Genomic DNA, 12130 nt, shown 5'->3' with positions numbered 1-12130 from the left:
CGCGTTACTTGGATTTCTTGGAGGGAGACAAAGCCACTGCGGCTTCCGTAGTGAGAACCCGGAAGACGAAGGTCTCTTGAAGGTATAACTGTACGGCAGTATCCGTGTGGCTGAGGTAGCCGATGGAAACATCCTGCCCGAGGTTCAGCTCGAAGTCGCCGCCGCGTGTCGTCACAATGAACGCACCCTCGATTGCAGGCGCCCAGATAATGTTGCTATCCACGATGCGCTTGACGTGCTCCAGCACAGGGTAGCCGTGCTCACTGGTTTCGGCGAGCGAGGTGTATTCGTCGGCTCCGAGAAGGAGGGAGTAAGGCCCATTGACGCCGACGAGCAGCAACTGGCTGAGAGCGTGAGCAATGGCATCAGGATAGTCGCGAACATCAGCAGGCAGCGTATCAATGGGGTTGCTGGTGCTTTCGCGAATGCCTTGGATATTGGCGTCGGAGTAGCCGTTAAAGATGGCGCGGTCTTCGGCAAAAGCCAGTTTCTTCGCGGCATCCTTTGCGGGTTGCCAGTCGGAGTCATCAGAGCCGCGCTCCACATCGTCAATCGTCTGACGGGAAAGCTCGAACGGCACGCGCAGCTCGACGAGCGGCTTGACTTCACGCTGCCGTGCGAGGATGCCAGCGGCAGGCGCGGAGATGGATTTGAGGTGGCCGGTGCCAACTCCGGGTAAAGAGATTCCTCCCGGTGCGGGAACATCCACAACCCGCCGTCCGGCAAGGTAGCGCTTCAGCGTTCTTGTTGTCTCTTCCTCAATCTGTGCCCATGCTGCATCGGAGATGGGCGCCAGCTCCCGGTGGAGGTTGTTCATCTTGACTCTCCCTTCAGTGATCCTATCTTGAGTGATGTATCTTGCAGTGCAATGGGCGTGGATGCCGCTGCTGGCTGTGCGGCTGGCGGCTGATTCGTGGACTCTGTAGCGCTGGGCGCATCGGGAGTAACGCTATCGAGAAATGTTACCGATGGCACAAAGAACAGGCCGCCGGTGACAGGGCTGCTGAAGTCGAGCAGCCGATCGTAGTTGCCCGGCGGATTGCCGAGGAACATGTTGGTAAGCATGAGCTCAGTGATGCGCGGTGTGCGGCAGTAGCCAATAAAGTAAGTTCCAAACTCACCATGTCCGGGTCGTCCAAAGGGCATGTTGAAGCGCAGTATCTGCAACTGCTTCCCGTTCTCTTCAATGTTGGTGAGCGCGTTGTGCGCGTTGGATGGCTTCTCCGCGTCGCTCAGTTCAATGTCCGAGAGCTTGCGGCGACCGATGATTCGTTCCTGCATCTCAACGGGCAGGGAATTCCATCCCTGCATGTCATGGATATACTTCTGCACAATGACGTAGCTGCCACCGGCAAACACCGTGTCTTCGTTACCGGTGAGCACAGCCTCACGTGCCGCATTGTCGCGAGGATTCTCCGTGCCGTCTACAAAGCCCACCATGCTGCGGTCATCAAAGTAGCGGAAGCCCTGCACTTCATCGACCACGGTAACTACGCCGCCAATGCTCTCCATAATGTGCGTGGCCAATTCAAAGCAGTAGTCCACGCGCTGAGCGCGAATGTGAAAGAAAATATCGCCGGGTGTGGAGACAGCGTGACGATTAGCGGCGTGAATTTCCTTGAATGGATGCAGCTCCGCGGGCCGTGGCACTCCAAAGAGCTTGTCCCAGATATCGGAGCCGAATCCGGCAACACAAGTAAGCCCTGCTTCAAGGTCGCGAGCGTCCACGGCGCGAATAAGGCCGGAGAGACCAGCGCAGAAAGAGCGCAGTTGCGTGTAAGCATCCTCATCCTGACGGACGGTCAGTACAAGGAAGATTGCGGCCCGGGTAAGCGGGCTAACGATAGCTTGTGGAACAACAGTTTCGATGAGCTCGCCGGGGGTGTCCATAGCTTCCATCTCGATCTATGCTTCTGCCTGCCACCTGAGTATCGCATTTTTATGCGAACTGCGGGTTGCCGTTCCTCTAGCGGCAATGCAGATGCCATATAAAGCGACGCATACTTTTATACCGCGCCAGGTTTGTAATGAGTTTCGAGAGGAACAGTACAAGCTCCTGGGATGCTTCGCGGACCAAAGCCTGAAATGTCCAGCACAAATTGAAGTACCTGGTGAAAAGCCGGAAGGCGCAGAATCATGCCGCACCATGCCCAGTAGAGGTTGATGTGCTCAAGCGCACGGGCAAAGGCGAGCAGACCTTCTTCCGCGGGAGCGCCGTCGGCTGGATCGTAGCGCATGCGCCGGATGGAACCATGCGGAAGAGACTCGGCATCAAGGAGCGTGAGACCAACAGGATGCTGAGCTTCAATCCATCGCCGCATCACGCTGCATTGTCCGCAAGTGCGGGAGGCGTAAAGCCGGGCTGGCTCGCCGGAATGATAAGGAAGCCAGCGCAAGCGCCACGCTGGAACGTCTGTGCGATAGCGCTGCCAGGCTGTCCCAAAGCGCTTGGCAAGGTCACGGTTTTCATCCCAATGGGCAATGCCAGCGGAGTAGACGGCAGAGATACATGTAGCCAGAACAAGCCATGAATTGCGAAGCAAAAGCGCCCATAGAAACATGACAACCGTGCAGGAAAGCTGCATGGGGCTTGCACAGTAACGATAGATTCCGCTGGTTACAAGGCGCAGCGGCGGATCATAGGGGATAGGCGTGCCGTTGCCGCGCTGTGCAAACTCCTGCGCCGCGCTGATACCCGGAAGTGCCGCAATGGCCACGCATTGCAGGGCCGCAACCAGAAGTGCATACGGCATAGACAGAAGCGGATGCCACACAGAGACAATGCCAGGCGCAGGACGAAGCGCGAAGGCCAACTCAGGCAGCAGAAAGAGGAAGATAAGGCCGGAGAGCATAGCCTGCAATGCAACACGAAGCGGCAGATGCGTGCCGAGAAGAGTCCAGCGCGCAAGACAGTAGGCAGGAGTGAGAACAAGAAGCAGTGCCGTGGCTTCTCCCATCAGCCAATTTCTTTGCAGAACAAGAAGCGGATTGCAAAACGGCATGACCCACAGATCCAGCGCTCCGAAAAGTACAAGCACTTCTGGAAGAGCAAGAGTAGGAAAGGTAAGGACAGGCACGCAGCCCCACAAAATCGCCCAGCCAATGTAGAACTCAAGAAGCATGCCAAGCAGCGCAGGCGTATCGGGAGAAAAACTCCACCAGTGCGTGACCAGGTTGATGCGTTGCAGAATCAGAAGCGTAGGCAGCGTCCACAGAATGCCGAGCAGGCACGCTGCAAAGATGCGTTTGCGGCGTGGGCGTGTGGCAACCGCAATGACTGCCACAACAAGCGGAAAGTAAAGTACGCCAACGCGAATCCAAAGAGTATCTTGCATGGGTACTACCTCTGCGGCGTAGCATTCGCGGCAATGAGATATTTGGCTGCTTCGCGCACGGCCACATGTTCCCACGGAGCGAAATACCAGAATGGATCGAGTTGGCGGTCAAAAGTGATGCGCCAGGTGACAGCGGTATGCTGTGCATCCACGGAACGCCACCTCACGTCAGAGCTTTTCCAGCAGATCCACTGCGTAAGCTTGCTGGAGTCGCTAACGGTATCAAAGCGCACATGGCCGGGTTCCGAGACGGTGACGCGCATAACGAGATCGCCGGGAGGGTCACCCTCTGCACCCGTAAAGTGAATGACATGCACCGTATTGATGCCCAGGCCCGAGCCATGTGCCTCAAGTGGACGAGGGAAACCGATGCGCAGAAAGCGCGGCAGCGGCGTATGAATCGCCGGATTCTGTGCAAGCGTAATCTGAACTTCATCAGCAGATGCGTTGACAACCTGCGTGACTTCGACAGACTGCGCGCGGCTGGGTGTAAGCTGCGGCACCACTCCTTCCAGCGAGAGCGGCAGAAGCAACACAACGCAACTCAAGGTTGAGGCTCCCTTTTCATGTGCGAGATCGATGATGGCTCCAATGAGCAGTCCAACACCGAGAAACAACGGTGACGCAAAGAGAATGCAGAGATAGCCTTCCCCCACAAGCGGAGCGATGATAAGAAGCGCAAGCGTAATGCCGCGCAGGATGCTTCCTTTCGCGGATTCCGGACGTGGCGCAAGGACAAGGAGCAGCGCCAGTATGCCGGGAATCCCGATGAACATGAGTGAAGTGTGGCCAAGACCGGCGTGCATGATGAGGCGGTATGCCAACGTTCCAACAAAAAATGCTGTAACGAGAAACGCGCCTGCAATCCAGCGCGTTCCGCTTTGGGCGTTGAATGGCTCCGGCTCAAGCTGGTTGAAGGCCGGCACGCGGTCTTCAGGGTTCTGCTGTGAGTTCATCTCTTGTGCTGACATTACGCCTCCTTGAAGGGATAGGCTTAGTTCAACGTTGGGATTAGCTGCGCATCACGCAAAAGCGACAGCAGCTTGGTACGGACGGGGCGAAGCACAGGCAGCTTAACGAGCGTGAGCATTTTCAGCGTGAAGTCAATGGAGCCATCCGCCAGCAAGCGTGTGCGTTTTTGCCCGGCAGAGTCGTCATAGAGAAACATCACCAGCAAGCCCATTTGCAGCGCCCACAGTGCCAGAGGCAGAGTTTGTTCCAGGTCTTTCGGGAGCTTTTCCCTTTCAAGAGCCTGCGCGAAAATCGCCATGGCGCGTCGGCGCATTTCACTGGTTTGCGGCCCGAGGCACGAAAGCGGATGTGTGGGCTCTCCGGTGTAGCGAAAGATGATGCCGAGCAGCTTGCGGTCGTTCTGCGCCAGGTCAAACTTGGAATGCATTGCGGCCAGGAGGCGCTTCTTTACATTCGCGGTTTCTGCAAATGTCTCCGCGCAGAGCTGTTCCTGCGCAAACTGAACAGCTTCGTAATAAGCCTGGATGATGGCCTCTTTGCTGTCGAAATAGTAGTAGGCCGCTCCCTTGGCAACTCCGGCATGCGCGGCGATCTGCTGCATTGTAGTTGCATCAAAGCCATTCTCACGAAATAGCTCAAGCGCAACTCGGAAGATTGTTTCGCGAGTGAGTTCGCCTTTAGTGGTGGACGGATCAATTTTGACCATGGTCAAATTCTGTTTCCACCGCGCTGGGGTGTCAAGAAGAAAATTGACTATGGTCAAAAATAATTAAATTGTACCGTTCTGAAAGAAATGCGCTAGTGAGCGTCGATTTCAATCTTCTTCAGCGTAGGCGGGCGCTTGAGCATAAGAATCAGCGGCAGGAGAATAAGGATGACGACTCCTAAAGCACGGAACTGATCCATGTAAGAAAGCAGCGTGGCCTGCTGCTGCATCTGCGAGTAGAGCTGAGCAAGGGCGCGGTAATGCGTGTCGTGCGAGTTGCCGGGACGCGATGCTGCTCCGGCAACAAACTGCTGAACCCAAGGAGATGTCCCATCGGTATGCTGCCCGAGAACCTGCTGATAAAGTTGGGCCTTGCGCTGCAGAAGTGTACTGCTGACAGCAATGCCAATGCTCCCGCCTTCATTGCGCACAAGAGCGTAGATACCGGCAGCCTGCGAGCTTTGTTCTTTGGGCAGAAAGCGAAACATGATGGTACTGATGGGAACCGTGGTGAGCCCAACGCCAAGAACCTGCAGGATGCGCGGGAGGATCATATCGATCTCTGCAGACTGCAGATTCATAGAGCCCATCCACCAGAGCGAAATGGCGATCAGCGTGAGCCCGGTGAAGATGAATCCGCGCGGATCAAGCCCCTTGCCGAGCAGGTAGCCGACAATCGGCACAGCCATCATGGTAAAGACGCCGGCGGGCGAAAGCGCAAAACCCGCAGTGGTGGCGTCGTAATTCATCATCTGCTGCATGTAGAGCGGCAGCAGATATGTGGTTGCATAAAGCACCGAGTACAGGCACAGAACAAGGATGCAGCAGGTACGGAAATTACGTTCTTTGAGCAGATGCAGATTGATGATGGGTCTGGCGTGGTTCCACTCCCACACAATAAGCCCAAGCAGCGAGACTGCGGCGATGATGACGAAGCTGACGATGAAATTCGAGCCGAGCCAGTCGAGTTCTTGGCCCTTATCGAGCACAATTTCAAGTGTCGCAAGGCCAAGCGATACGAGCGAAAGGCCAACGTAGTCAATGTGCAGGTTCCGGCGATTAGCCGCAAACTGTTGCTTCATGTAGGTCGGATCTTCCAGCACCATGCGAGCAAGGAAGAAACAGGCAATGCCGACCGGAATGTTGATGTAGAAGATCCAGCGCCAGGAATAGTTGTCGGTAATCCAGCCACCGAGCGTGGGGCCAAGCACAGGTGCAACAAGAATGGCAATGGTGTAGAGCGCCATGGCCATGCCACGCTTGTGCGGCGGAAAAGCATCGGCAAGAATAGCTTGCACGGACGGCTGCAGACCGCCGCCTGAGAGTCCCTGTAGAACGCGGAAGAGAATCAGCGTGCCGAGTGAAGGTGCGATCCCGCAGAAGGCAGAGAAGATGGTGAAGAAAAGGACCGAGGTAAGGAAGAAGTTCTTGCGGCCAACAACGCTGGAGATCCACCCGCTGATGGGGAGAATGATGGCGTTGGCAACAAGGTAGCTGGTGAGCACCCAGGAACCTTCGTCCTGCGAGGCCGAAAGCGATCCGGCAATGTGGGGCAGGGCAACGTTGGCAATGGAAGTGTCGAGCACCTCCATGAAGGTGCCGATTGTGACGACAATCGCCACAATCCATGGGCTGAAGACCTTCCGGGCAGGCTCGGGATAAGGCATAGGCAGTGCGTGCACAGGCATAGCTGCGGGCGCTTCGTGCTCGGCGATTTCCTGTTCTTTAATCATGGGGAAGCTTAACTGTACTCATCAGTTCAGTGAATTGAACGTATGAGTCAATGAATTGGACGCCGTACACTGGGGCAAGGATTCAGGAAGTCGATGGCAAAGACGGCAACCAAAACGGCGGAAGAGCGAAAAAGGCAGATTGTTACGGAGTTTCGCCGAGGGGAGATTCTCGAGGCGGCAGCGAAGGTCTTTGGCGACAAGGGCTTTGAGGGCACGCGGATGGATGACATCGCCGCGGAGGCAGGGCTTGCGAAGGCGACGGTCTATGCCTACTTTAACTCCAAGGACGAGATTTACGAGGCAACGGTAGGGCAGGCGCTGGCGGAGATTTCCGCGCTGACGGAAGAGCAGATTGCCCTGGCGAAGGATTTTGTAGGACGTTTGCGGGCATTTGTTGCGGTTCGATTGAGTTATTGGCGAGAGAAGCAGTCGTTTTACCGTGTGATTTCAAGCGTGAATCGCGAGATGCTCGACCGTAAACGGAGCCTGAAATGGCGCAAGCCCGCGGTGGATTATCTCGTTTCGTTATTTATGGAAGCCGCGGAGCGGAAAGAAATTCCGCAGCAGAATTTTGAAGTGGCGGCGTGGGCGCTGATGGATATGATTCGAGGGATTCACGAGCGCAGGATTGCGCGGACAGAAGATTCCCCCGAAGAAGAGATTGAGCAGTTGACGGCGTTTATGCTGCGGGCGCTGGGAGCGACGCGCGGGATGCAGAAAGCCTGACCTAGTCCTTTATTTTCACGCGCAGTGGTTATGCGGTGGAGCGGTTGTGAATTTTTGCCAGCCGCAATCCCCGTACAGAATTGAAAACGAAAATGCGCTCAGCGGAAAGAAACTCTTCTCGCGTGATTGTTGCCACTTCGATTTCAGGATGTGTTGCCAGCAGATGCTGCCGATAGACGCCGGGCAGCAAACCACATTCAAGCGGCGGCGTTATCAACTTTCCATTCTTCTCAATCATCACGTTATGAATGGCGCATTCGGTCACATGGCCTTGTGTGCTGAAGAAGAGCGCATCATCACAACCCGCAACCTGTGCTTGCGCAAGAGCTTCATCAAATAAGACACGCCGCGTTGTTTTGTGTCGTAGAAAAACATCTGATGAATCGACCTGTATGGGAGAGAGCAGTAGAAGGGCCGACTCTCTGGATGGAGTCAGAGGAGTGCTGGTGATAGAGACAGTGCCAGAGCGCGACAACAGCAGACGAACGCGATGATGGGTTCCTTGCGGAAATGTTTTCGCCAACTGATATAGCTGCTGGCGGATATTTTGTGAGTCACAGGCGAAATCAAAATAGGTAGCGGAATTTTGTAGACGTTGAAGGTGGAGATTGAGCAGTGTGAAGTCATCTGTCCATGCTATGGTTTCAATCAACTCAAACCGCGGTGATGTGTGCGTGAGGAACTTCGACTTCAATAGGCATTCTTCGTACTCAGCCTGCGGGTCGGAGTCATGCGTAATGCCTGAGCCTACGCGCAGCCTGGCCTCTCCCTTTTGAAGCGTCACCGTGCGTATAGCGACACTGAAGACCGCGTCCCCATTGGGTGAAAAGAAACCAATGGCTCCGCAGGCAATCTCGCGTGGCCCGTTTTCAAGCTCACGAATAACCTGCATGGTACGTACTTTGGGCGCGCCAGTGATGGAGCCGCATGGAAAAAGACTGCGGAAAATTTCGTAATAACTCGTTTGCGGCTTGAGCTCACCGCGAATAGTTGAGGTCATCTGCAGCAGTTGCTGATAACGCTCAATGGTGAATAAATCCGTGACTTCAACGCTGCCGGTTTTGCAGATGCGCCCTAGGTCATTGCGCATGAGATCGACAATCATCACATTTTCCGCGCGATTCTTCTCATCTGCCGCGAGCCATGCGGACATACGCGCATCTTCCTCAAGATCGCGACCTCGGGGAGCCGTGCCCTTCATCGGGCGTACGGTGATTTGGTCTTGCTGCTTACGAAAGAAAAGCTCCGGTGAGGCTGAGAGTATATGTGCTTGGCCAGTGTGAATAAGCGCTCCATAAGCAACCGGCTGGTTCTCCATAATCTTTGCAAACAACTCCGCAGCGCCTTTGCTGTAACGCATGCGCATCTTCATGGTGAAGTTGGCTTGGTAGAAATCTCCGACTTCGATGAACTGACGAACCTGCTGAACATGGTCGCGGTATTCAGACGGGGAGATGCCTAAGGAGATTGCAGAAGGTTCTTCGGCGTCTTCGTCACAAGGTTCGGAAGCAGCGGGTAAAGATGCACTCTCTTTGCGAATAAGCGGGGCGTGATAGACACCAAACCATGCCAGAGGAAAATCACTCGCATATGCAAGCGCCGCGACCTGTCCGAGAGCGGCGGGCTCAAAATGATATCCAGCTTCGTAGCTCAAAAAGCCTGCTACATAATAGCCATCCTGCAGCGCCTTCTCGATGGATGCGAAGAGAGCAGGGATTTCATCGAGATTGTTGGCAGAGAGAATTTGCAGCGCATCGGTGAAAAGAAAGCTGCTCTGGTTTTCAATATCGGTGCGTGCTGTTTGTAACAGCACGCAGCCGTAATGCTCTGCTGCATACGTCGGCCAGTCTTCGAGTGGATATTGCATCGGTTCTTTCACGGGAATGAGTGCCACTTCTCATTGCAACACATGGGGGTATGAAGATGTTTGCCCTTGCCTTCTCTCCAAGCCCGTGCAGTAGACTACACGTGTGCAGGTCAAATCGCCCACGGGCGGTTTGTTAAACGGGAAGCTGGTGAGAATCCGGCGCTGTCCCGCAGCGGTGATGGGAACGAAATGTTGCACGGCGCAAGCCAACGCACTGTCTCCTGAGAGATGGGAAGCGGCAACAGAGTAGGCAGCCCAAAGTCCGAATACCGGCCTGCCACCACCACCATGGAAGCGCAGTGCGCTGACCGTGGGTGCGCTGAGGATACCGCTCTCGTGGATTGGAGCCGGTGGCCATAGCTGTTTCTGCGCTTTCACGCGACGCGGAGCATGCCTGCGCATGGGTGGTTCTTTCACGCATCAAGGAGAGAACCAAAATGCTTGCAGATACGGCATCGAATATCCCCAAACTTAAAACCGCAAATTTAGGATTTCCTCGCATGGGAGGCCAGCGCGAGCTGAAGTTTGCGCTGGAAGGTTATTGGTCAGGCAAACATACGGAGGCAGAACTGCTGGAGATTGCGAAGAACCTTCGTGCCAGGCACTGGAAGCTGCAAAAGGACGCGGGAATCGACTTCATTCCTTCAAATGATTTCTCACTATATGACCAGGTGCTCGATATGCTTGTTCTGCTTGGCGCAACGCCGGAGCGTTTCGGTACAGGCAAGGTTACGCTGGAGCGCTACTTTGCCATGGCCCGCAGCAGCCACGAGCAGACGGCGATGGAGATGACGAAGTGGTTCGATACAAACTACCACTATCTTGTGCCGGAGTGGAGCGACGGCATTTCATTTGCAGTGGATACCACCAAGCTGTTGAACGAGATTCATGAGGCGCGCCTGCTGGGCATTGAGACGCGGCCTGTGTTGATCGGTCCGGTCACGTTGCTTCTGCTAGGCAAAGCGGTGGATGGTTTTGGCGCATTCTCGCTCGCGGACAAGCTGATTGCTGCATACAAGACAATTCTCGCGCAACTTGCGCAGGAAAAGATCTGGTGGGTGCAGATTGATGAGCCAATTCTTGCAACAGATCTTTCCACTGAGGCAGTGGACTTCTTCCGTAAGGTATATGGCGAGCTACGATCCGTTCCAATCAAAATCATGCTGACCACGTATTTTGGTCGGCTGGCAGAAAATCTTTCTCTTGCAGTGGACGCAAACACAACTGGTCTGCATATTGATGTTGTGCGCGCGCCACAGCAACTTGAACAGGTGCTTGCGGTTCTAAAACCGCACCAGGTTCTGAGCGTGGGATGCGTGGAAGGGCGCAACATCTGGCTAACGAACTTCGCGGAGGCGTCTGTGTTGCTGTCTCGCGCAGTGGGTGTGCTTGGAGCAGGGCGGGTTATAGTGGCGCCGTCATGCTCGCTGCTGCATGTGCCGCATGATTTGCGGAGCGAGACGAAGTTGTCCGCGCATCTCAAAAGCTGGCTGCGTTTTGCCGAAGAAAAGCTGAATGAAGTTGTTGCTCTGGCCAAGGGAGACGTTGAAGCAGCGCAGCAGAATGCTGCCGCGATTGCAGACCGTGCGTCTGCTGAGTCCTCGACCAACCCGGCGGTACGTGCGCAACTTAATGCACTGAAGGAGAGCGATTTTGCGCGGGAGTCAGCGTATAGCGAGCGCACCGTAGTGCAGCGCGAGGCGCTTGGTCTACCGCTGTTTCCGACGACAACGATTGGCTCTTTTCCGCAGACGGCAGAGGTGCGTAAGCATCGTGCTGCTTACAAGCGAGGACACGAAACGCTCGAAAAATATGATGCGTTTTTACGCGAAGAGACGGAAAGCTGCATTCGCCGGCAGGAGAAGATTGGGCTCGATGTTCTCGTGCACGGCGAGTTCGAGCGCAACGACATGGTCGAGTATTTCGCAGAGTTTCTTGAAGGCTTCGCATTCACAGAGAATGGCTGGGTGCAGAGCTACGGCTCACGTTGCGTAAAGCCGCCGATTGTCTTTGGCGATGTTTCGCGGCCTGAGCCGATGACAGTGAAATGGAGCAAGTATGCGCGTTCACTAACCACGCGTCCGCTAAAGGGCATGCTGACTGGGCCAATCACCATTCTGCAGTGGTCGTTTGCGCGCAATGATATTTCGCGCCAACTCACGTCGTGGCAGATCGCGCTGGCTTTGCGTGAAGAAGTGAAAGACCTGGAGGCCGCGGGAATCAACATCATTCAAGTAGATGAGCCTGCACTGCGCGAGGGGCTGCCGCTGCGGCGTGCGGACTGGGATACCTATCTCAACTGGGCTGTGAAGGCCTTCCGCCTCGCAACTACAGGCGTGCGCAACCAGACACAGATTCACACGCACATGTGCTACTGCGAGTTTGAAGACATTTTGCCGTCAATTGCCGCGCTCGATGCCGATGTAATTTCAATGGAGTCGGCACGCTCGCGTATGGAACTGTTGGATGCCTTCCGCGCACATGGCTATCCAAACGAGATTGGGCCCGGCGTGTATGACATTCACTCTCCGCGTGTGCCAGATGCGGAGGAGATGTATGCGCTACTGCAACTGGCCAGGCAGGTGCTTAAGCCGGAACAGCTTTGGGTGAATCCAGACTGTGGATTGAAGACGCGTGGATGGGCGGAGACGGAGTCTGCACTGAGCAATATGTGTGCAGCGGCGTTGCGGCTCCGCATGGAAGTGTACGCATAAGCAAATGAGGCAGCCCGGCGCGACGGGCTGTCTCATTCTATTCATGCTCAACAAGGGAATATCCTCTGCCGGAGAGC

The 12130-nt window shown here is 55.2% G+C and carries 9 protein-coding genes and 1 riboswitch; of the genes, 2 read left to right on the top strand and 7 right to left on the bottom strand.

The features are described 5' to 3' along the window. Window positions 1–4 precede the first annotated feature (4 nt). From AC5S3R_RS07590 to AC5S3R_RS07565, 6 genes are all read right to left on the bottom strand, one after another. Complete coding sequence (locus tag AC5S3R_RS07590; RefSeq protein WP_494266416.1) at window positions 5–817, bottom strand: family 1 encapsulin nanocompartment shell protein; 813 nt, start codon at window positions 815–817, stop codon at window positions 5–7. Further along, window positions 814–1899 carry a Dyp-type peroxidase gene (locus tag AC5S3R_RS07585; protein ID WP_494266415.1) on the bottom strand — a complete coding sequence of 362 codons (1086 nt, stop codon included), beginning with the start codon at window positions 1897–1899 and terminating at the stop codon, window positions 814–816. The genes AC5S3R_RS07590 and AC5S3R_RS07585 overlap by 4 nt, the downstream gene beginning before the upstream one ends. Before the next feature lie 107 nt (window positions 1900–2006). Next, the gene (locus tag AC5S3R_RS07580; RefSeq protein ID WP_494266414.1) at window positions 2007–3335 is read right to left on the bottom strand and encodes a methyltransferase family protein; all 1329 of its coding nucleotides are present in this window, start codon (window positions 3333–3335) and stop codon (window positions 2007–2009) included. Between the two features lie 5 nt (window positions 3336–3340). Continuing rightward, a complete protein-coding gene (locus AC5S3R_RS07575) occupies window positions 3341–4306 on the bottom strand; it encodes an SRPBCC family protein (protein ID WP_494266413.1) in 966 nt (321 codons plus the stop codon). 23 nt (window positions 4307–4329) lie between these two features. Continuing rightward, window positions 4330–5013, bottom strand: coding sequence for a TetR/AcrR family transcriptional regulator (locus tag AC5S3R_RS07570; protein WP_494266527.1), 684 nt, complete (start codon window positions 5011–5013; stop codon window positions 4330–4332). Between the two features lie 92 nt (window positions 5014–5105). Next, window positions 5106–6746 (bottom strand): DHA2 family efflux MFS transporter permease subunit, encoded by a 1641-nt coding sequence (locus tag AC5S3R_RS07565; protein WP_494266412.1) that lies wholly within the window; start codon window positions 6744–6746, stop codon window positions 5106–5108. 93 nt (window positions 6747–6839) lie between these two features. Between AC5S3R_RS07565 and AC5S3R_RS07560 the strand changes: the two genes are divergently transcribed. Further along, window positions 6840–7472 (top strand): TetR/AcrR family transcriptional regulator, encoded by a 633-nt coding sequence (locus AC5S3R_RS07560; RefSeq protein ID WP_494266411.1) that lies wholly within the window; start codon window positions 6840–6842, stop codon window positions 7470–7472. Window positions 7473–7500: 28 nt separating this feature from the next. Here the strand turns inward: AC5S3R_RS07560 and pabB are convergent, their stop codons facing one another. Beyond that, entirely contained in the window at window positions 7501–9366 is a 1866-nt protein-coding gene (pabB, locus tag AC5S3R_RS07555; protein ID WP_494266410.1) for an aminodeoxychorismate synthase component I, read from the bottom strand. A gap of 63 nt (window positions 9367–9429) precedes the next feature. After that, a riboswitch (cobalamin riboswitch) is annotated at window positions 9430–9631 on the top strand. Window positions 9632–9776: 145 nt separating this feature from the next. Between pabB and metE the strand changes: the two genes are divergently transcribed. Beyond that, window positions 9777–12053 carry a 5-methyltetrahydropteroyltriglutamate--homocysteine S-methyltransferase gene (gene metE, locus AC5S3R_RS07550; protein WP_494266409.1) on the top strand — a complete coding sequence of 759 codons (2277 nt, stop codon included), beginning with the start codon at window positions 9777–9779 and terminating at the stop codon, window positions 12051–12053. The last annotated feature ends 77 nt before the right edge of the window (window positions 12054–12130 follow it).

It is taken from the genome of Occallatibacter sp. FHG110214_02, assembly GCF_059115385.1.
This window is presented reverse-complemented; position numbering and strand designations above follow the sequence as displayed.